The following is a 20,942-nucleotide window of genomic DNA, read 5'->3' on the forward strand; positions in this document are numbered from 1 at the left end:
ACCTGTGCAGCGTTCCTCGTCAGGGCGATCGACTACTTCGCTGCTCACGGCATCGCCCGGATCGAACGGTTGATGACCGACAACGCCTGGGCCTACCGCTGGTCGCTTCGAGCTGTCTGCGCCGAGCACGGCATCCAGCAGAAGTTCATCAAGCCCCACTGCCCGTGGCAGAACGGGAAGGTAGAGCGCCTCAACCGCACCCTGGCTACCGAGTGGGCCTACCGCCAGGTCTTCACCAGCAACGCCGACCGGGCAGCAGCCCTTGCACCCTGGCTCGAGCACTACAACACTGAACGTCGCCACAGCGCACTCGGAGGACGACCGCCGATCAGCCGCCTGTCACCAACCTGATGGCCGGGTACATCTAGCCGCTCGTCGCCGGGCCCGGCCGGTTGGGGACTTGCCCGCCCGGTGTGGCACCATTTCGCAGGTTGCCCGCCTGAGCGGGCGGCGCGCGGATGTAGCTCAATGGTAGAGCCTCAGTCTTCCAAACTGATTACGCGGGTTCGATTCCCGTCATCCGCTCGGAGGAGGGCGCTCTCGCGCGTCAGCCCTCATCGGGGCGTGGCCTAGTTTGGTAGGGCGCCTGCTTTGGGAGCAGGAGATCGCAGGTTCAAATCCTGTCGCCCCGACCAAGCTTCATCATGTTCAGTCCAACTAGAGGAGAAACCTGTGAAGAGCGCCGTCGAGACCTTGAGCCCGACCCGGGCCAAGCTGACCGTCGAGGTGCCCTTCGAGGAGCTCAAGCCGAGCCTCGACAAGGCATACCAGCAGATCGCGCAGTCGATCAACGTCCCCGGTTTCCGCAAGGGCAAGGTGCCTGCGGCCGTCATCGAGCGCCAGTACCCCGGCGCCGCCCGTGACCAGGCGCTCAACGACATCCTGAACCTCAAGTACGCCGAGGCGATGCAGGAGAACGACCTGACCCCGCTGGCGCAGCCCGAGGTCGAGGTCACCAAGTACGAGGACAACGGCCCCCTCGAGTTCACCGCCGAGGTCGACATCCGTCCCGAGATCACCGTGCCGGCGTACGACGACCTGACCGCCGAGGTCGACGACCTCGAGGTCACCGACGAGGACGTCGCCGAGCAGGTCCAGGCGCTCCGCGAGCGCTTCGGCACCCTGAAGGACGTCGAGCGCGCGGCCGCCGACGGCGACTTCGTCGTCCTCGACCTGGTCGCCCGTCAGGACGGCGAGACCGTCGAGGGCGCCGAGGTCAGCGGCATGAGCTACCAGGTCGGCAAGGGCGGCATGCTCGACGGGCTCGACGAGGCCATCACCGGTCTCTCGGCCGGCGACGAGGCCACCTTCACCAGCCAGCTCGTCGGTGGCGACCTGATCGGCCAGGAGGTCGAGGTGACCGTCAAGGTGACCCAGGTCCAGGAGCAGGAGCTCCCGGAGGCCGACGACGACTTCGCCCAGCTCGCCAGCGAGTTCGACACCTTCGCCGAGCTCGAGGCCGACGTGCGCGAGCGCCTCGGTCGCGGCAAGCGCCTCGAGCAGGCCGCCGCCGCCCGCGACGCCGTCCTCGAGGCGCTCCTCGAGAAGGTCGAGGTCCCGCTGCCCGACACGCTGGTCACCGACGAGCTCAACGCCCGTCGCGAGAACATCGAGCAGCAGCTCCAGTTCGCCGGCATGACGATGGAGAAGTACCTCGAGGACGAGGGCCAGACCGTCGAGGAGTTCGAGGCCGACCTCGAGCGGCGTGTCCGCGACGCGATCGTCGCCCAGATGCTGCTCGACGAGATCGCCAAGACCCAGGACTTCGAGGTCACCAACGAGGACCTCACCGGCTACATCCTGCGCCAGGCCCAGAGCCAGGGCCAGGACCCGCAGCAGGCGTTCTCCCACATCCAGGAGCACCCGCACCACCTGCAGGAGTACGCCGCCGAGATCGTCCGGGGCAAGGCGCTCGCGCAGATCGTGGAGACCGCCACGGTGAAGGACAAGTCGGGCAACGTCGTGGAGCTGAAGAACCTGCTCCCCGACGGCAGCATCGGTGACCCGGCGGCCCAGGCCGACGACGCCGAGGTCACCGACGAGGCGACCGGCGAGGCCGCCGCCACGGACGCCGAGTGACGCTCCGCTGAGCCCCTCGCCGACGCCCGGTCCCGCAGGGGCCGGGCGTCGTGCCACTTCCGCGCCGGGTCCGGGTCACCGCTCGACGACGGTGACCTCGAAGGAGTAGGAGTCGGGCCGGTAGCAGTGGTCGCCGTACTCGACCGCCCGGCCCGAGTCGGCGTACGCCGTCCGCTGCATGGTCAGCAGGGCGTGGTCGGGCCTGAGGTCGAGCAGGGCCGCCTCGTCGGCGCTCGCGCCGCGCGCGCCGATCCGCTGCCGGGCGATGCGAAGGTGGGTGCCGCGCTGGCGCAGCAGCTCGTAGAGCCCGTGCTCCTCCAGCTCTCCGTCCTCGAGCTCCAGGAGGTCGGCGGGCAGCCAGTTGCGGAGCACCGCGAGCGGGGCGCCGTCGGCGCGGCGCAGCCGCTCCAGCCGGCGTACGTCCGTGCCGGGCGCGACGCCCAGCTCCTCGGCGACCTCGGCGGGCGCGGGCTCGACCCGGTTGAGCAGCACCGCCGTGCGTGGCCGCTTGCCGGCCGCGGACAGGTCGTCGTAGAGACTGGTCAGCTCCAGCTCGCGGCGGACCCGGCCGTGGACGACCTGGGTGCCGACGCCCCTCTTGCGGACGAGGAGGCCCTTGCCGACGAGCTCCTCGATGGCCTTGCGCATGGTCGGCCGGGAGAGCCCGAGCCGGTCCGCCAGCGCGATCTCGTTGTCGAGCTTCGTGCCGGCGGCCAGCGTCCCGGCGTCGATCGCGTCGGCGAGCTGGGTGGCCACCTGGTGGTAGAGCGGGACCGGGCTGCGCCGGTCGACGCTGAGCCTGAGTCCCTCGGTCATGGCGGCATCGTAGGCGGTCACATGTCAAATAGTCAGTATGTCCTGACAAAGCATTGACCACCGCCGGCGCGAGCACTAGAAACATGCCTGTGGTGAGCGTCTCGACGATCGAGCAGGAGAGCTGATGCGGATCGGATTCCTCGGTGTCGGCAGGATCGGCGCCTCGCACGCCGCCGTCGTCGCCCGGCACCCCGAGGTGGAGTCGGTCCTCGTCGCCGACGCGGACCCCGCCCGTGCGCGAGCCGCCGCCGAGCGACTGGGCGTGACGGCCGTCGAGTCGCTTGACGAGGTGCTCCGGACGGGCGTGGACGGGATCGTCATCGCCACGCCGACCGACAGCCACGCCGACCTCATCGTGCGCGGGGCGCAGGCGGGCGCGCCGGTCTTCTGCGAGAAGCCGGTCGCGCTCGACGTCGCGGGGACCCTGCGCGTGCGCGACGCCGTCGCGGCCGCCGGCGTGCCGGTGCAGATCGGGTTCCAGCGCCGCTTCGACGCGGGGTACGCAGCCGCCCGCGACGAGCTGCGCAGCGGCCGGCTCGGGGAGCTGCGGCGGCTGCACGCCCTCACCGCCGACCCGCTGCCGCCGCCGGCCGAGTTCCTCCCGACCAGCGGCGGCATCTACCGCGACTGCCTCATCCACGACTTCGATGCGATCCGCTGGGTTACCGGCCGGGAGATCACCGAGGTGACGGCGCTCGGCGTCAACCGGGGTGCGGCGTTCTTCGCCGCCGCGGGCGACGTCGACGAGACGGTCGTGACGATCCGGCTCGACGACGACACGCTCGGCACCGTCCACGGCTCGCGCTACAACGGCGCCGGCTACGACGTCCGCCTCGAGGTGGCCGGCACGGCCGGGACCGCCGCGGTCGGGCTCGACGATCACGCCGCCCTGTGGTCGGCCGAGCCCGGGGTCGACTTCCCGGCCGGGGCGCCGCACCCCACCTTCTGGGAGCGGTTCGGGCCGGCGTACGCCGCCGAGATCGGTGCGTTCGTGGACCTGGTGCGCGACCGGGGAGCGAGCCCGTGCCCGGTCGAGGAGGCCCTCGAGGCGCTCTACGTCGCCGAGGCGGCGACCCGGTCCCGGACCGAGGGGCGCACCGTGGAGGTGGCGGAGGTGAGGAAGTCGTGAGTCCCGGGACGGGTCTGGAGCGGCGGATCGCCGGCGCACCGATCTCGTGGGGTGTGTGCGAGGTCCCGGGCTGGGGCCACCAGCTGGCGCCCGAGCGGGTGCTCGCCGAGATGGGCGGTCTGGGGCTGGCCGCGACCGAGTTCGGCCCCGACGGCTTCCTCCCGGCCGACCCGGCCGCGGCCGCCGACCTGCTCGCACGACACGGCATGACGGCGGTCGGCGGGTTCGTCCCGGTCGTGCTCGCCGACGACGCCGTCGACCCGGTCCCGCAGGTGGAGCAGGCGCTGGGCCACTTCACCGCGGCGGGCGCGACCACGCTGGTGCTCGCCGCGGCCTCCGGCCAGGACGGGTACGACGCCCGGCCGGTGCTCGACGAGGCCCGGTGGAAGACGCTGCTGGTCAACCTGGACCGGCTCGCGGACGCGGCCGCCGACCGCGGCATCGAGGCCACCCTGCACCCGCACGTCGGCACCCTCGTGGAGACCCGCGGCGAGGTCGAGCGGGTGCTCGAGGGCAGCTCGATCGGGCTCACCCTCGACACCGGTCACCTGATCGTCGGCGGCACCGACCCCGTGGCGCTGGCCAGGGAGGCGGGCGAGCGGGTCCGCCACGTCCACCTCAAGGACGTCGACGCCGCCACCGCGGAGCGCGTCCGCGCCGGCGGGCTGAGCTACCACGACGCCGTCCGGCGGGGGCTCTACCGGCCGCTCGGCCAGGGTGACGTCGACATCGCCGGCATCGTCGGCGCGCTCGAGTCGGCCGGCTACCGCGGCTGGTACGTCATGGAGCAGGACACCGTGCTCGACGGCGCCCCCGAGGGCGAGGGCCCGCTGGCCGACGTACGTGCGTCGCTGGAGTATCTGAGGGCGGTCGCGCCGTGACGGACCTGGACGTGCTCACGATGGGGCGGGTCAGCGCGGACATCTACCCCGAGGAGGTGGGGGTGCCGCTGGAGCGGGTGAAGACCTTCGCCAAGTTCCTCGGCGGCAGCCCGACCAACGTCGCGGTCGCGGCCGCCCGCCACGGCCGGCGCAGTGCGGTGATCACCCGCACGGGGGAGGACCCGTTCGGCCGTTTCGTGCACGAGGCGCTGCGCGGGTTCGGCGTGGACGACCGCTACGTCAGCGCGGTCCCGGACCTGCCGACGCCCGTCGCCTTCTGCGAGATCTTCCCGCCCGACGACTTTCCCCTCTACTTCTACCGGACGCCGACCGCCCCCGACCTGCAGATCCGGGTCGACGAGCTCGACCTGGACGCGGTGGCCGGTGCCGGCGTCTTCTGGGTCACCGTGACCGGCCTGTGCCAGGAACCCAGTCGGAGCGCTACCCTCGCCGCCCTCGAGCACCGGGCCGGGGTCAACCCGGACGGTCTGACCGTCCTCGACCTCGACTACCGCCCGATGTTCTGGACGTCGGAGGCGGAGGCCTCCGCGCAGGTGGACCGCGCCCTCGGGCACGTCACCGTCGCGGTCGGCAACCGCGAGGAGTGCGAGGTCGCCGTCGGCGAGGCCGACCCCGTCCGCGCCGCCGCCGCGTTGAGGGGGCGCGGCGTGCGGGTCGCGGTCGTCAAGCAGGGCCCCCGCGGGGTGCTCGGCGTCGACGACGCGTCGGGGTCGGTCGAGGTCCCGCCCGTGCCCGTCGAGGTCGTCAACGGGCTCGGCGCGGGCGACGCCTTCGGCGGCGCCCTGTGCCACGGCCTGCTGGCGGGCTGGCCGCTCGAGCGCGTCCTCCGCTTCGCCAACGCGGCCGGGGCGTACGTCGCCGGCCAGCTCGCCTGCGCCGACGTCATGCCGACCTCGGCCCAGGTCGAGCAGCTGCTCGGGGAAGGAGCCCCTCGGTGACCGACCTGCCCGCCGGACCGCCGGCCGACAGCACGGGGGAGCTGGTGCGCCGGCTCGTCTCCGTCCGGATGGACGACCCCGGGGCGATCGCCCGGGCCTATGCGGACCGCCGCGCCGCCGAGGGGCTGGTCGGCGCGACCGGGAAGCTCATGCTCATCGCCGCCGACCACACCGCGCGAGGGGTGCTCCGCGTCGGCGCCGACCCGCTCGCGATGGCCGACCGTGGCGAGCTGCTGAGCCGGCTCGTCGTCGCCCTCGGCCGACCCGGGATCGACGGGTTCATGGGCACGCCGGACCTGGTCGAGGACCTGCTCCTCCTCGGGGCGCTGGAGGGCAAGGTCGTCCTCGGGTCGATGAACCGTGGCGGGCTGGCCGGCACCGCCTTCGAGATCGACGACCGGATGACCGGCTACGACGCCGACGCGGTCGCCGCCGCGCGGCTCGACGGCGGCAAGATGCTCCTCCGCATCGACCCCGACGACCTCGCCACGCCGCGGACGCTGGAGTCCTGCGCCGCGGCGGTGAGCGCGCTGGCCCGGCGCGGCCGTCTGGCCATGGTGGAGCCCTTCATCTCCCACCGGGTCGAGGGCCGGGTGAAGAACGACCTGTCCGCGGAGGCGGTGGTCCGGAGCGCGACGGTCGCCGCCGGCCTCGGCGCCACGTCGGCGTACACCTGGCTCAAGCTGCCGGTCATCGAGGAGATGGAGCAGGTGGCCGCGGCGACGACGCTGCCGATCCACCTGCTCGGCGGCGAGACCCGGGTCGACGACGCGGAGGCGATGGCGCGCTGGAAGCGTGCCCTGGCGCTGCCGACGGTGATCGGCATGACCGTCGGCCGGGCGCTGCTCTACCCGCCCGACGGCGACGTCGCGACGGCCGTCGACCGGACCGTGGGGATGATCTGATGGCCACCCGGCAGCCGGGCGCCCGGCACTTCGATGCCCCCGACTCCGTCGGCCCCGAGGAGGCCGGGTGGGACCGCTCCGGCCTGCAGGTCCTCACCCTCGCCCCCGGCGGCTCGGTCTCCTTCACGACCGGCGGCGCCGAGGCCCTCGTCCTGCCGCTGGCCGGCTCGTGCCGGGTCGAGTGCGACGGGGAGGCCTTCGACCTCGAGGGCCGCGACAGCGTCTTCAGCCGGGTGAGCGACTTCGCCTACGTCCCGCGCGACGCCGACGTCGTCGTGACCAGCGCGAGCGGCGGTCGCTTCTCGGTGCCCTCGGCACGGTGCGAGCAGCGGCTCACGGCGCGCTACGGACGCGCGGGCGACGTCCCGGTGGAGCTGCGCGGCGCGGGTTCCTGCAGCCGGCAGGTCAACAACATCGCGGCCGCCGACACCTTCGCTTGCGACCGGCTGATCGTCGTCGAGGTGCTCACGCCGGCCGGCAACTGGTCCTCCTACCCGCCGCACAAGCACGACGAGGACCGCCCCGGCGTGGAGAGCGTGCTGGAGGAGATCTACTACTTCGAGGTCGCGCCCGGACCCGAGGGGCGGCGGGGCATGGCCTACCAGCGGGTCTACGGCACCGAGGAGCGGCCCGAGGACCTCCTGGTCGAGATCCGCAGCGGTGACGTGGTCACCATCCCGCACGGCTGGCACGGCCCCTCGATGGCCGTTCCGGGCCACGACCTCTACTACCTCAACGTGATGGCGGGCCCCGGTGCGCGCGAGTGGCTGATCTGCGACGATCCCGAGCATGCCTGGATCCGGGAGACCTGGGCGGACGCTCCGGTCGACCCGCGCCTGCCGCTCACCGGGCCGGCGGAGAGGAGCGTGACCGGATGATCAGGCTCACCGTGGCCCAGGCCCTGGTGCGCTTCCTGTCCCAGCAGTGGTCCGAGCGCGACGGGGTCGAGCAGCGTCTGGTCGCCGGGTGCTTCGGCATCTTCGGGCACGGCAACGTCGCCGGTGTCGGCCAGGCGCTGCTGGAGGAGGAGGTCCGTGGGTCCGCGGGCGACAGTGCGGGCGGGCTGCCCTACTGGACCGGCCGCAACGAGCAGGGCATGGTCCACGCCGCCGTCGGCTACGCCCGGATGCGCAACCGGCTCTCGACCCTGGCCTGCACCACCTCGATCGGGCCGGGCGCGACGAACATGGTGACCGGCGCCGCCCTCGCGACGATCAACCGGATCCCCGTGCTGCTGCTGCCCGGCGACGTGTTCGCGACCAGGGTCAGCGGCCCGGTCCTGCAGGAGCTCGAGTCGCCGGCGACGTACGACGTCTCCGTGAACGACACGCTGCGTCCGGTGTCGCGCTTCTTCGACCGGGTGTGGCGCCCCGAGCAGCTTCCCCAGGCTCTCCTCGGCGCCATGCGCGTGCTCACCGATCCGGTCGAGACCGGCGCCGTGACGATCGCGCTGCCGCAGGACGTCCAGGCCCAGGCGCACGACTGGCCCGAGGAGCTCTTCGCCCGGCGGGTGTGGCACGTCGCCCGGCCGGCGCCCGAGCGCGAGATGCTCGCGCGCGCCGCCGAGCTGCTGCGCGCGGCGAAGACCCCACTGGTCGTCGCGGGCGGCGGCGTCATCTACAGCGAGGCGACCGACGCGCTGCGCGCCTTCGTCGAGGCCACCGGGATCCCCGTAACCGAGACGCAGGCCGGCAAGGGCGCACTGCCGCACGACCACCCGCTCGCCCTCGGCGCCGTCGGCGCCACCGGCACGACCGCCGCCAACGCAGTCGCCCGCGAGGCCGACGTCGTGCTCGGGATCGGCACCCGGTGGAGCGACTTCACGACCGCCTCGCGCAGCGTCTTCGCCAACGCCGACGTCCGGTTCGTCAACCTCAACGTCGCCGGCCTCGACGCTCACAAGCACGCCGGCCTGGCGCTGGTCGCCGACGCCCGCGAGGGCCTCCTCGGGCTCACCGAGACGCTGGCCGGCCACGACACCGGAGCCGACTACCGCGAGCGCGTCCGCGGCCTGGCCGCCGAGTGGGACGCGGTGGTCGAGGCGGCGTACCACCCGAAGGGCGGCGGCGACGGGCTGCCCGCCCAGACCGAGGTGCTCGGCGCGGTCAACGAGGCGGCCGGGCCGCGCGACGTCGTCGTCAACGCCGCCGGGTCGATGCCCGGCGACCTGCACCGGCTGTGGCGCACGAGGGACCCCAAGGGCTACCACGTCGAGTACGGCTTCTCCTGCATGGGCTACGAGATCGCGGCCGGCCTCGGGGTGCGGATGGCGGCCCCCGACCGCGACGTGTTCGTGCTGGTGGGGGACGGGTCCTACCTGATGCTCGCCTCCGAGCTGGTCACCGCCGTCCAGGAACGGCAGAAGATCATCGTCGTGATCGTGCAGAACCACGGCTTCGCCTCGATCGGCGCGCTCTCGGAGTCGGTCGGCTCGCAGCGGTTCGGGACCCGCTACCGCTACCGTGACCCGGCGACGGGTCGCCTCGACGGGCCCGCACTGCCGGTCGACCTGGCCGCCAACGCCGAGAGCCTGGGTGCCCGCGTGCTGCGCGCGCACGGCATCGCGCAGCTGCGGGAGGCGCTGGCCGAGGCCAAGGCCGGCGACGACGGCCCGGTCGTCGTCCATGTCGAGACCGACCCCGACATCCCGGGTCCGGCCAGCGACGCATGGTGGGATGTGCCGGTCGCCGAGGTCGCGGAGCTGGACACCACCCGCGCCGCCCGGACGACGTACGACGAGAACAAGCTGCGGCAGAGGCCGTACCTGTGAGTGGAGGAAGAGACAACGTGAGGACCATCGAGCACTGGATCGGCGGCACGTCCGTCGGCGGCTCAACGCGCACCGCGCCCGTGTGGAACCCGGCGACCGGCCGGCACGAGGCCGACGTGCTGCTGGCCGAGGCGGCCGAGGTCGACGGGGCCGTCGCCGTCGCGAAGGAGGCGTTCGCCTCCTGGTCGCAGACCTCGCTGAGCGCCCGGACCAAGGTGCTCTTCGAGTTCCGGCACCTGGTGGCCGCCAACGTCGACCGGCTCGCCGAGGCGATCACCGACGAGCACGGCAAGGTCCTCTCCGACGCGCGCGGCGAGGTCCAGCGCGGCCTGGAGGTGGTCGAGTTCGCCTGCGGCATCCCGCACCTGCTCAAGGGCGACTACTCCGACCAGGTCTCGACGGGCGTCGACCTCTTCTCCTTCCGCGAGCCGCTCGGCGTCGTCGCGGGCATCACGCCGTTCAACTTCCCGGCCATGGTCCCGATGTGGATGTTCCCGGTGGCCATCGCCTGCGGCAACACCTTCATCCTCAAGCCGAGCGAGCGCGACCCATCGGCGTCTCTGATCATCGCCGAGCTCTGGCGTGAGGCCGGGCTGCCGGACGGCGTCTTCAACGTCGTGCACGGCGACAAGGTCGCCGTCGACGCGATCCTCGACCACCCCGACATCGCCGCGGTGAGCTTCGTCGGGTCCACGCCGATCGCCCGCTACATCCACACCCGAGCCAGCCAGAGCGGCAAGCGGGTCCAGGCCCTGGGTGGTGCCAAGAACCACGCTGTGATCCTGCCCGACGCCGACCTCGACTACGTCTCCGACCACCTGGTCGCCGCGGCGTTCGGCTCCGCGGGAGAGCGCTGCATGGCGATCTCGGCAGCGGTCGCGGTCGGGCGCAGCGGCGAGGCCCTCGTCGACGCGGTCGCCGAGAAGGCGCGCAAGGTCGTCGTCGGCTCCGGCCGTACGTCGGCCAGCGAGATGGGCCCCGTCGTCACGGCCGCGGCCCGGGACCGGATCGTGGACCTGATCGGCGCCGGCGAGCGGCAGGGCGGTGACGTCGTCGTCGACGGCCGCGAGCTCGTCGTCCCGGGCTTCGAGGAGGGCTTCTTCGTGGGCCCGACGGTGATCGACCGCGTCACCCGGGAGATGGACGTCTACACCGAGGAGATCTTCGGCCCGGTCCTCTCCGTAGTGCGCAGCGACGACGTCGACGAGGCGATCGCGCTGATCAACGCCAACCCCTACGGCAACGGCACCGCGATCTTCACCGCCAGCGGCGAGGCGGCGCGGCGTTTCCAGCGCGGCGTCCACGTGGGGATGATCGGGGTCAACGTCCCGATCCCCGTGCCGATGGCGTACTACTCCTTCGGCGGGTGGAAGGATTCGCTGTTCGGCGACAAGCACGTGCACGGCCCCGAAGGCGTGTCGTTCTACACCAGGGCCAAGGTCGTCACGGCACGCTGGCCCCAGGTGTCGCACCCCGCCGACGCCAGCTTCCACTTCCCGACCAACTCCTAGGCCGGGCCGTCCCGGAAAACCAGAGAAGAAGGAACACACCGATGAAGAAACTGCAGGTCACCGGCGCGATCGCCGTGGCCGCTCTTCTCCTCGCCGCGTGCAGCGGCACCGGCAAGGAGGACTCGGGGGCGACCAAGAAGACCAAGGACCTCACCTACGCGGTGATCACCCACAGCTCCTCCGGCGACGCGTTCTGGGACCGGGTCAAGTCCGGTGCCGAGCGTGCCGGGGACGACTACGGCGTCAAGGTGGAGTACTCCGCCGACCCCGACCCGGCCAAGCAGTCGCAGCTCATCGACGGCGCGGTGGCCGACAAGGTCGACGGCATCGTCGTCTCGATGGCGAACCCCGACGGCCTCGAGACCAGCATCAAGGCCGCCGTCGCCGCCGGCATCCCCGTGGTCAGCATCAACTCGGGCATCGACCGCTGGAAGGAGTTCGGGGCGATCACCCACATCGGGCAGAGCGAGACGATCGCCGGTCAGGCGGTCGGCGCGCGGCTCAAGGACGAGGGCCTCAAGAACGTCCTCTGCGTGATCCAGGAGGCCGGCAACGTCGGCCTCGAGGAGCGCTGCAAGGCGGTCGCGGAGACCGAGGGCGGCAAGGTCACCAACCTCCAGGTCGACGGCACCGACGACAACGCGGTCCAGGCCACGATCACCTCCAAGCTGCAGGCCGACAAGACGGTCGACGGCGTGCTCACCCTCGGCGGGCAGTACGCGATCGACGCGGTCGCGGCGGTCAAGGAGTCCGGCAGCAGCGCGAAGGTGTCGACCTTCGACCTCAGCGAGGACGTCATCAACGACATCAAGGCCGGCTCGATCGACTTCGCCGTCGACCAGCAGCCCTACGTGCAGGGCTTCCTCGGCGTCACGACCCTCTACCTGAAGTCGATCAACGGCAACGACGTGGGTGGCGGCCAGCCGATCAACTCCGGCCCGGCGTTCATCACCGCCGACAACGCCGACCAGGTCCTCACCTTCGCCAAGAACGGCACTCGCTGACACTCGGTGGTCGGGGAGGTCGCGCGGCGACCTCCCCGGCCACCGGATCGGAAGGGATACTTCCCGACATGAGCACCATCGCCGCCGCCGACGAGCGGGTCGCCCGTACGTCGCCCCTCGGCCGTCTGATGAAGCGACCCGAGATCGGCGCGCTGGTCGCCGCGGTCGCCATCTTCGTCTTCTTCGCCGTCACGACCGACGTCTTCGCGACCCTCTCCGGCTCGGCCACGTGGCTGCGCTCCGCCTCGACGATCGGCATCATGGCCGTCGCCGTGGCGATGCTGATGATCGGCGGCGAGTTCGACCTCTCCGCCGGGGCGATGACCGGCTTCGCGGGCCTGGTCGTCGGCATCCTCACCACCGAGTACGGGCTCAACGTCTGGCTCGCCATCCTCGTCTCGCTGGCCCTGGCCCTCGCCGTCGGATTCGTCAACGGGCTGATCGTGATGCGCACCGGGCTGCCCAGCTTCATCGTCACCCTCGGCACGTTCTTCGTGCTGCAGGGCATCGACCTCGCCGGCACCAAGGCGCTCATCGGGCAGGTCGCCATCCAGGGCATGCGCAACGTCCCGTTCTACGACCAGCCGCAGAAGCTGTTCGGCTCGTCGATGGAGATCGGCCGGGGGACCTTCTACGTCTCGATCGTCTGGTGGGTCGCGGTCACCGCGGTGGCCACCTGGGTGCTCATGCGGACCCGCGTCGGCAACTGGGTCTTCGCCGTGGGCGGCGCCCAGCACTCCTCGCGGCAGGTCGGCGTTCCGGTCGCGAAGACCAAGATCGGGCTCTTCATGGGCACCGCGGGCTGCGGCTGGCTGGTCGGCATGCTGCTGCTCTTCACGACCTCGACGGTGCAGAGCAACACCGGCGTCGGACAGGAGTTCGTCTACATCATCTGCGCCGTGGTCGGCGGCTGCCTGATGACGGGCGGCTACGGGTCGGCGATCGGCGCCGCGCTGGGCGCCCTCATCTACGGCATGGCCAACCAGGGCATCGTCTACGCCGGCTGGGACAACAACTGGCTCAAGGCCTTCCTCGGCGTGATGCTGCTGACGGCGGTGCTGCTCAACGAGTGGGTCCGCAAGCGGGCGGAGGAGGCACGATGAGCACGCCGACCAGCGGCGGGACCGACGAGCGGGTGAGCGCGACGGGGAAGCGGGTCGGCAGGGCGGCGCGCGAGTGGGCGACGGCGCAGGCCAGGGCGGAGGCGGAGGCCGCCCGCGGCAACGCGCTGCCCAGTCCCGGCACCCCGATCATCGAGGTGACCGACCTCGGCAAGAGCTACGGCCGGGTGATCGCCCTGCGCGGCGTCACCACGTCGGTGCGAGCCGGCGAGGTCACCTGCGTCCTCGGCGACAACGGCGCGGGCAAGTCCACCTTCATCAAGATCCTGGCCGGGGCGCACCGGCACAGCGAGGGCACCTTCGAGGTGGACGGCGTCGAGCAGCACCTCGACAGCCCGCGCGACGCCCTCACGCTCGGCATCGCGACGGTCTACCAGGACCTGGCCGTCGTCCCCCTGATGCCGGTGTGGCGGAACTTCTTCCTCGGCTCCGAGCCGGTGCGCGGCCGCGGCCCGCTGCGCCGGCTTGACCGCGAGTTCATGAAGCGGACCACGCGCGACGAGCTGCTCAAGATGGGCATCGACCTGCGCGACGTCGACCAGCCGATCGGCACCCTGTCCGGCGGCGAGCGGCAGTGCGTCGCGATCGCTCGGGCGGTCTACTTCGGCGCGCGCGTGCTCATCCTCGACGAGCCCACCGCGGCGCTCGGCGTCAAGCAGTCCGGGGTGGTGCTGAAGTACATCGCCAAGGCGCGCGAGCGCGGCCTCGGGGTCGTCTTCATCACCCACAACCCGCACCACGCCTATCCGGTGGGGGACCGGTTCATGCTGCTGCGGCGCGGCCGGTCGATCGGCGACTACGCCAAGTCCGAGATCACGCTCGACGAGCTGACCTCGATGATGGCCGGCGGCGCTGAGCTGGAGTCGCTCGCCCACGAGCTCGCCCGCGACATGGGCGACTCCTCGCCCGTGGTCGCCGAGCTGAAGGCCGACGTCGAGGGCGACCACGAGGCCGACCGCGAGGCCGACCACGTTGCCGACGCCGAGCCGGACGTGGAGTCGCCGTGACCGGTCGCCTGCGGGTGGGGGTGATCGGCACTGGTGCGATGGGCGCGGCCCACGCCCGCACGCTGTCCACCTCGGTCGCCGAGGTCGACCTGGTCGCCGTCCACGACCTCGACGCGGAGCGCGCCGAGGCGCTCGCCGACGAGCTGGGGGCGGCCGCCTCGCCCTCCCCGGAGGCGCTGGTCGCCGACGTCGACGCCGTCGTCGTCGCGTCCCCCGACGCCACCCACGTCGGCCTGGTGCTCGCCGGCCTCGCCGCCGGCCGGCCGATGCTGTGCGAGAAGCCGCTGGCCCTCGACGCGTCCGGCGCCCGCCGGGTCGTCGACGCGGAGGTCGCAGCCGGCCGGCGCCTGGTCCAGGTCGGCTTCACCAGGCGCTACGACCCGGCCTTCCGCGAGCTCAAGGCGGTCATCGACTCGGGCGACCTCGGCACGGTGCGGCTCGTGCACGCCGTGCACCGCAACGCGACCAACAACACCAGCACCGACGACGCCACCCTGGTGACCGGCTCGATGATCCACGAGCTCGACACGCTGCCGTGGCTGCTCGACCAGCCGATCGCCGCCGTACGCGTCGAGTCCCCGGTCGACGGGCCCTTCCGCGACCCGCAGCTGGCCACCGTGCGGTTCGGCTCCGGAGCGCTCGCGAGCGTCGAGGTCTTCGTCAATGCCCGCTACGGCTACGACGTGCAGACCGAGGTCGTCGGAACGGACGGGACCGCCTCGCTGGAGCCGCGCTCCACGGTCACCGTCCGTCGCGCGGGCGCCGCGGGCACGCCGGTCAGGGACGACTTCGTCGCCCACTTCGCCGACGCCTACCGGCTCGAGCTCGCGGCGTGGGCACGCGCGGCCCGGGCGGGCACCGTCGACGGGCCCGACGCCTGGGACGGCTACCTCGCCAACGTCGCCGCCGAGGCGGGCGTGCGGTCGCTCCGCTCGGGGTCGTGGGAGGCCGTCGTACCCGACGAGCGACCCGAGCTCTACCGGAGGTGACATGGTGCCGCTGACCTCACGCCTGCGCGCGGCGGACTGCCGGCTCGAGGACCTCGTCGAGGTCGTCTCCGAGCCGACGCGCGCCGCTGACTACCCGCACGCCGAGACGATCGAGCAGGGCGTCGTGGTCTACGACTCTGCCCGGCTCCGGGACGGCCTCGCCACCGAGGCCGGCCACGACGCGGTCGCGAGCGAGCTGGTCCACGCGCTCGCCGAGGGGCCGGGGATCGTCGTGCTGCGCGCCGCGTTCCCCGACCACGACGTGGTCGACCGGGCCACCGCGGTCTTCGACCGGATCATCGCCGACGAGCGCGCGGCGGGAGGCGCGCACGGCGACCACTTCGCCGCCCCGGGCGCCAACGACCGGATCTGGAACGCGCTCGAGAAGCTGGCCGTCCGTGACCCCGCGACCTTCGTCGACTACTACGCCAACGAGCTCGTCGCCCTGGTCAGCACGGCCTGGCTAGGCCCCGGCTACCAGGTCACCTCGCAGGTGAACCTCGTGCGCCCCGGCGGGCTCGCGCAGGAGCCGCACCGCGACTACCACCTCGGCTTCCTCGCCGACGACGTCGTCGAGCGCTACCCGGCCCACGCCCACCTGCTCTCGCCCGTCCTGACGCTGCAGGGCGCCGTCGCCCACTGCGACATGCCCGTGGAGAGCGGCCCGACGATGTACCTCCCGCACTCGCAGAAGTACGCCGCCGGCTACCTTGCCTGGCGCCGGCCGGAGTTCCGCGACCACTTCGCGGGCCATCACGTCCAGCTGCCGCTCCGCAAGGGGGACGCCGTCTTCTTCAACCCTGCGGTCCTGCACGGCGCCGGGTCCAACGTCTCCGAGGGCATCCAGCGGATGGCCAACCTGCTCCAGGTCTCCTCGGCGTTCGGCCGGGCGATGGAGAGCGTCGACCGCGACCGGGTCTCGCGGGCCGTCCACCCGGCCCTGCGGCAGCGCCGCGACGCCGGTGTGCCCGACGAGGCGCTCGCCGCTGCCGTCGCGGCGGCTGCGGAGGGCTACCCGTTCCCCACCAACCTCGACCTGGACCAGCCGGTCGGCGCGCTCACGCCGCCGACCCAGGGCGACCTGCTGCGCCGGGCTCTGGCCGAGGACTGGAGCGAGGACCGGCTCGCGGAGTCGCTCGACGCCTACGCCGCCCGGCGGGCGACCCGATGAGCGGGCTCCTCGAGGGCCGGTCGGTGCTGGTCAGCGGGGGCACCCAGGGCGTGGGCGCGGCGATCGCGGGCGCGGCGCTGGCCGAGGGCGCGCGAGTGGTGGTCACCGGCCGCCGGGCGGAGGTCGGTGAGCGGTTCGTGGCCGACCAGGGTCCCGACGCCGAGGTCCGTTTCGTGCACTGCGACGTCGGCGAGCCCGCGCAGGTGCGGTCGGCGGCCCAGGCCACCGTGGCGGCGTACGGCGGCATCGACTGCCTGGTCAACGCCGCCGGTCTCACCACGCGGGGCACGCTGCTCGACACCACGCCCGAGCTCTTCGACGAGCACGTCGCCGTCAACCTGCGCGGCCCGTTCCTGCTGATGCAGGAGGCCGTGCGCGACATGCTCGCCCGCAAAGCGGCGGGCACGATCGTCAACGTCCTCTCGATCTCCGCGCACGGCGGGCAGCCCTACCTCGCTCCCTACGTCGCCAGCAAGGCGGGCCTGGCCGCGCTGACCCGCAACGCCGCCCACGCCCACCGCTTCGACCGGATCCGGATCAACGGCGTCAACATCGGCTGGACGAGCACCGAGGGGGAGGACGTGACCCAGCGCCGCTTCCATGACGCCGGGGACGACTGGCGTGAGCAGGCGGCCGCCCGGCTCCCGATGGGGCGGCTCGCGGAGCCCGAGGACGCAGCCGCGTTGGTGGTCCTGCTGCTCTCCGAGCGCAGCGGTGTCGTGACCGGCTCGGTCATCGACTGGGACCAGACCGTCGTCGGCGCCTACGACTGAACCGAAATCCGCTGTCGGCGAACAGGGCCCGTGAACCCGTGGAACTGTCGGGACGGGCGGCTAGGGTCGGCGACGTGAACCTGAACTCCAGCCACGCCGAGCGCCCGGCCGACTCACACCAGATGGGCGGCGGCCCGGGCCCGGCCGATCTCGACAGCCACATCTACTCGCGGCTGCTCCGCGAGCGGATCGTCTTCCTCGGTTCCGAGGTGCGCGACGCGAACGCGAACGCGATCTGCGCCCAGCTGCTGCTCCTGTCGGCGGAGGACCCCGAGGCCGACATCTTCCTCCACATCAACAGCCCCGGCGGCTCCGTGGACGCCGGCATGGCGATCTACGACACGATGAACTACATCCCCAACGACGTCGCGACCGTGGGCATGGGCCTGGCCGCCTCGATGGGCCAGTTCCTGCTGTGCGCCGGCGCCAAGGGCAAGCGCTACGCCCTGCCGCACGCGCGGATCATGATGCACCAGCCGTCGTCGGGCATGGGCGGCTCCGCCTCGGACATCAAGATCCAGGCGCAGCAGTCGCTGCACATCAAGAAGGTGCTGCTCGACCTCATCTCCCAGCACACCGGTCAGCCGATCGAGCAGGTCATCGCCGACGCCGACCGCGACCGCTGGTTCACCGCCCACGAGGCGCTCGAGTACGGCCTGGTCGACCAGGTCATCACGAGTGCCCGCGAGGCATCCGACGAGGGCCGTCCGGCCCACGCCAACGACTGAACCGGCCGAGGACAGACATGAACTACTACATCCCTCAGTGGGAAGAGCGCACCTCCTACGGCTTCCGACGGATCGACCCGTACGCGAAGCTCTTCGAGGAGCGGATCATCTACCTGGGCACGCCGATCAGCGACGACGTGGCCAACGCGGTCATCGCCCAGCTGCTGTGCCTGCAGTCGATGAACCCGGACCAGGACATCAACATCTACATCAACTCGCCGGGCGGCTCGTTCACCGCGCTGACGGCGATCTACGACACCATCCAGTTCATCAAGCCCGACGTCTCCACGGTGTGCATGGGCCAGGCGGCGTCAGCGGCGGCGATCCTGCTCGCCGCCGGTAAGCACGGCAAGCGGATGGCGCTCCCCAACAGCCGCATCCTCATCCACCAGCCCTACACCGAGGGCACGTTCGGCCAGACCTCCGACATCGAGATCCAGGCCAACGAGATCCTCCGGATGCGCGAGCTGCTGGAGAAGATGATCGCCGACCACAGCGGCCGTTCGCTCGAGGAGGTCAGCCGCGACATCGAGCGCGACAAGATCCTCACCGCTCAGCAGGCGGTCGAGTACGGCCTGATCGACACGGTGCTCGGCTCGCTGAAGACGCCGGCGCTGGCCTGACCATGTCGCTTCGTACCTGAGGCAGAACCCCGTGTCTGGCCCCCGATCGGGCCGGACACGGGGTACCGTCAGGGGGCTGATCGCCGGGAGCCCCATCCGCCATCCCGGCTCGCACGACCGCACCACCCCGGAGAAGGAGACCGCCCGTGGCACGCATCGGTGACGGAGGCGACCTGCTGAAGTGTTCTTTCTGCGGGAAGAGCCAGAAGCAGGTCAAGAAGCTCATCGCCGGCCCCGGCGTCTACATCTGCGACGAGTGCATCGATCTCTGCAACGAGATCATCGAGGAGGAGCTCTCCGAGGGCAGCGAGGTCAGCCTCGACGAGCTGCCGAAGCCCAAGGACATCTTCGAGTTCCTCAACTCCTACGTCATCGGCCAGGAGCAGGCGAAGAAGTCCCTCGCCGTCGCGGTCTACAACCACTACAAGCGCGTGCAGGCCGGTCTGCAGCCGGGAGCGACGGGCCCGGGCAAGCACGCCAAGGACGAGACCGTCGAGGTCGCCAAGTCCAACATCCTCGTCATCGGCCCGACCGGCTGCGGCAAGACCTACCTCGCGCAGACCCTGGCCCGGATGCTCAACGTCCCCTTCGCCATCGCCGACGCCACCGCGCTGACCGAGGCCGGCTACGTCGGCGAGGATGTCGAGAACATCCTCCTCAAGCTGATCCAGGCGGCCGACTACGACGTCAAGAAGGCCGAGACGGGCATCATCTACATCGACGAGATCGACAAGGTCGCGCGCAAGGCGGAGAACCCCTCGATCACGCGAGACGTCTCCGGCGAGGGCGTCCAGCAGGCGCTGCTGAAGATCATCGAGGGCACCACCGCCTCGGTCCCGCCGCAGGGCGGCCGCAAGCACCCGCACCAGGAGTTCATCCAGATCGACACGACGAACATCCTGTTCGTCGTCGGCGGTGCCTTCGCCGGTCTCGAGCACATCATCGAGCAGCGCGTCGGCAAGAAGACGCTGGGCTTCACCGCCGAGCCGCGCGGCCACGCGGAGAAGCAGGCCGAGGACCTGCTCAAGCTCGTCCGCCCCGAGGACCTCACCAAGTTCGGCCTGATCCCCGAGTTCATCGGCCGCCTTCCCCTCATCGCGAGCGTCAGCAAGCTCGACCGTGAGGCGCTGGTGCAGATCCTCACCGAGCCCCGCAACGCGCTGGTCAAGCAGTACCAGAAGCTCTTCGAGCTCGACGGCGTCGAGCTCGAGTTCACCGCCGAGGCGATCGACGCCATCGCCGAGAAGGCGCTCGAGCGGGGCACCGGTGCCCGTGGTCTGCGCGCCATCATCGAGGAGGTCCTCCTCCAGGTGATGTACGACGTGCCGTCGCGGGGCGACATCAGCAAGGTCATGGTGACCCGCGAGGTGGTCGAGGACGAGGCCGCGCCGACCCTGGTGCCGCGCGAGTCCGAGGCGAAGAAGAAGAAGTCCGCCTGAGCGACGACGTTCGGTCGGCCGTTCGCCTGACGAACGTCCGAGGACCTAGTCACTTCGAGTCATTTGTGCCGTTTCCGTTAGGGATGGGGCCGTTCGGCCGCGAGAATGGTTCTGTGTCCACCGTCCTCACCCCCGCAGGCGAGCGTCGATGAGCTCTCAGCACAAGGCGCCGCTCGCTGCGTTCTTCGTCGTCTCGATCGCGTGCATCGTGGTCGTGGTCAACGCGCTGCGCTCTGACGCCCTCGCCGGCATCTTCGTCCGCCCCACGCAGGCGGTCATCGCTGGCGCCCTCCTCGTGCCCGCGCCGCAGGACATCCTGAGCGCCGAGGCCAAGGTCGTCACCAAGGCTCGCACCGCGCTGTCGGTCGCGCGGACGGTCGTCGACGAGCCGGCCCGCGTCGGCGCCGCTGAGGCCCACCGGCACCAGGCAGGGCACGCCACCGCCGGGTCCGCCGAGGTCGGCACCAAGCATGTCGTGGGCAGCGCTCAGCAGGCCACGGCCAGCGCACCGGCAGCGGCCGCCGCTCCGGTGACTGCCGCGGCCCCGGCCGCTCCGGCGCTGGTCCCGGTCAAGCACACCACGCCGGGTCAGACCACGCCCGGCCACACGGTCCGGCCGCCCGTCTTCTCCGTGACGCACCCGATCATCTCGTCGCACCTCCCGGAGGCCCCGGCCGCTCCGGTCAGCGGGCACACGAAGGGCCGCGACGCCGACCAGGGCCGCGGCGACGGCCGGCACGGCCTCGTCAGCGGGCTGCACCCTCACCTCGGTCTGACCGCTCCGTCTGCTCCGGCCGGGTCCGGCATCCGGAGCGGACACTCCTACGGCGTGCACTCCCTCGGCCCGATCGGCTTCGGCCCGTCCTCCGGCCACCCGTCGAGCACCAACAGCGAGTTCGGGCACTCCTGGACCGGCTACGGCCACACCTCCAGCAGCGGCTACGGCAACTACGGCCACTCCTCCAGCAGCCACTCCTCCAGCAGCAACGGCTGGCGCAACCGGCACTGATCCGGCCCGGACCACAGCGACAACGGCC

At 71.8% G+C, this 20,942-nt stretch carries 20 protein-coding genes and 2 tRNA genes; 21 read left to right on the forward strand and 1 reads right to left on the reverse strand.

Annotation, left to right across the window (positions count from 1 at the left end; translation table 11 throughout):
• The 4 genes from BM236_RS09375 to tig form a co-directional block, all read left to right on the forward strand.
• On the forward strand, positions 1–351 hold a 351-nt coding region (locus BM236_RS09375; protein ID WP_139230071.1), incomplete at its 5' end, for an integrase core domain-containing protein.
• Positions 352–454: 103 nt separating this feature from the next.
• A tRNA-Gly gene (locus BM236_RS09380) sits at positions 455–525 on the forward strand.
• A 33-nt stretch (positions 526–558) separates the two neighbouring features.
• Positions 559–635 (forward strand) — tRNA-Pro (locus tag BM236_RS09385).
• A gap of 37 nt (positions 636–672) precedes the next feature.
• Entirely contained in the window at positions 673–2,079 is a 1,407-nt protein-coding gene (gene tig / locus BM236_RS09390) for a trigger factor (RefSeq protein ID WP_175507626.1), read from the forward strand.
• Positions 2,080–2,154: 75 nt separating this feature from the next.
• Here the strand turns inward: tig and BM236_RS09395 are convergent, their stop codons facing one another.
• Complete coding sequence (locus BM236_RS09395; protein WP_091123309.1) at positions 2,155–2,895, reverse strand: GntR family transcriptional regulator; 741 nt, start codon at positions 2,893–2,895, stop codon at positions 2,155–2,157.
• Between the two features lie 124 nt (positions 2,896–3,019).
• Between BM236_RS09395 and BM236_RS09400 the strand changes: the two genes are divergently transcribed.
• The 17 genes from BM236_RS09400 (at position 3,020) to BM236_RS09480 (ending at position 20,914) form a co-directional block, all read left to right on the forward strand.
• Positions 3,020–4,024, forward strand: coding sequence for a Gfo/Idh/MocA family oxidoreductase (locus BM236_RS09400; protein ID WP_091122893.1), 1,005 nt, complete (start codon positions 3,020–3,022; stop codon positions 4,022–4,024).
• Positions 4,021–4,905, forward strand: a complete 885-nt coding sequence (locus BM236_RS09405; protein ID WP_245750232.1) for a TIM barrel protein — start codon at positions 4,021–4,023, stop codon at positions 4,903–4,905. Before BM236_RS09400 ends, BM236_RS09405 begins: the two co-directional genes overlap by 4 nt.
• The gene (gene iolC / locus BM236_RS09410) at positions 4,902–5,864 is read left to right on the forward strand and encodes a 5-dehydro-2-deoxygluconokinase (protein ID WP_281247639.1); all 963 of its coding nucleotides are present in this window, start codon (positions 4,902–4,904) and stop codon (positions 5,862–5,864) included. The genes BM236_RS09405 and iolC overlap by 4 nt, the downstream gene beginning before the upstream one ends.
• Positions 5,865–5,932: 68 nt before the next feature.
• On the forward strand, positions 5,933–6,769 hold the full coding sequence (locus BM236_RS09415) for a Cgl0159 family (beta/alpha)8-fold protein (protein WP_091123317.1): 837 nt from the start codon (positions 5,933–5,935) through the stop codon (positions 6,767–6,769).
• Positions 6,769–7,647, forward strand: coding sequence for a 5-deoxy-glucuronate isomerase (iolB, locus tag BM236_RS09420; protein WP_091122895.1), 879 nt, complete (start codon positions 6,769–6,771; stop codon positions 7,645–7,647). The genes BM236_RS09415 and iolB overlap by 1 nt, the downstream gene beginning before the upstream one ends.
• Positions 7,644–9,539, forward strand: coding sequence for a 3D-(3,5/4)-trihydroxycyclohexane-1,2-dione acylhydrolase (decyclizing) (gene iolD, locus BM236_RS09425; RefSeq protein WP_091122898.1), 1,896 nt, complete (start codon positions 7,644–7,646; stop codon positions 9,537–9,539). The genes iolB and iolD overlap by 4 nt, the downstream gene beginning before the upstream one ends.
• A 17-nt stretch (positions 9,540–9,556) precedes the next feature.
• A complete protein-coding gene (locus BM236_RS09430; protein ID WP_091122900.1) occupies positions 9,557–11,050 on the forward strand; it encodes a CoA-acylating methylmalonate-semialdehyde dehydrogenase in 1,494 nt (497 codons plus the stop codon).
• Positions 11,051–11,091: 41 nt separating this feature from the next.
• Complete coding sequence (locus tag BM236_RS09435) at positions 11,092–12,054, forward strand: sugar ABC transporter substrate-binding protein (RefSeq protein WP_091122902.1); 963 nt, start codon at positions 11,092–11,094, stop codon at positions 12,052–12,054.
• A 68-nt stretch (positions 12,055–12,122) separates the two neighbouring features.
• A complete protein-coding gene (locus tag BM236_RS09440) occupies positions 12,123–13,157 on the forward strand; it encodes an ABC transporter permease (RefSeq protein ID WP_091122904.1) in 1,035 nt (344 codons plus the stop codon).
• Entirely contained in the window at positions 13,154–14,182 is a 1,029-nt protein-coding gene (locus BM236_RS09445) for an ATP-binding cassette domain-containing protein (RefSeq protein WP_091122906.1), read from the forward strand. The genes BM236_RS09440 and BM236_RS09445 overlap by 4 nt, the downstream gene beginning before the upstream one ends.
• Entirely contained in the window at positions 14,179–15,171 is a 993-nt protein-coding gene (locus tag BM236_RS09450; protein ID WP_091122909.1) for a Gfo/Idh/MocA family protein, read from the forward strand. The genes BM236_RS09445 and BM236_RS09450 overlap by 4 nt, the downstream gene beginning before the upstream one ends.
• A gap of 1 nt (position 15,172) precedes the next feature.
• Entirely contained in the window at positions 15,173–16,342 is a 1,170-nt protein-coding gene (locus BM236_RS09455) for a phytanoyl-CoA dioxygenase family protein (protein WP_091122912.1), read from the forward strand.
• A complete protein-coding gene (locus BM236_RS09460) occupies positions 16,339–17,115 on the forward strand; it encodes an SDR family oxidoreductase (RefSeq protein ID WP_091122914.1) in 777 nt (258 codons plus the stop codon). The genes BM236_RS09455 and BM236_RS09460 overlap by 4 nt, the downstream gene beginning before the upstream one ends.
• 122 nt (positions 17,116–17,237) lie before the next feature.
• Positions 17,238–17,843 carry an ATP-dependent Clp protease proteolytic subunit gene (locus BM236_RS09465; RefSeq protein WP_091123319.1) on the forward strand — a complete coding sequence of 202 codons (606 nt, stop codon included), beginning with the start codon at positions 17,238–17,240 and terminating at the stop codon, positions 17,841–17,843.
• A 17-nt stretch (positions 17,844–17,860) separates the two neighbouring features.
• Positions 17,861–18,466, forward strand: coding sequence for an ATP-dependent Clp protease proteolytic subunit (locus tag BM236_RS09470; protein WP_091122916.1), 606 nt, complete (start codon positions 17,861–17,863; stop codon positions 18,464–18,466).
• 146 nt (positions 18,467–18,612) lie between these two features.
• Positions 18,613–19,905: an ATP-dependent Clp protease ATP-binding subunit ClpX gene (gene clpX / locus BM236_RS09475; RefSeq protein WP_091122919.1), complete on the forward strand. Its 1,293-nt coding sequence runs from the start codon at positions 18,613–18,615 to the stop codon at positions 19,903–19,905.
• Positions 19,906–20,053: 148 nt separating this feature from the next.
• Positions 20,054–20,914 carry a hypothetical protein gene (locus BM236_RS09480; protein ID WP_091122921.1) on the forward strand — a complete coding sequence of 287 codons (861 nt, stop codon included), beginning with the start codon at positions 20,054–20,056 and terminating at the stop codon, positions 20,912–20,914.
• The last annotated feature ends 28 nt before the right edge of the window (positions 20,915–20,942 follow it).

Source organism: Nocardioides terrae (genome assembly GCF_900112345.1).
Lineage (GTDB): Bacteria > Actinomycetota > Actinomycetes > Propionibacteriales > Nocardioidaceae > Nocardioides > Nocardioides terrae.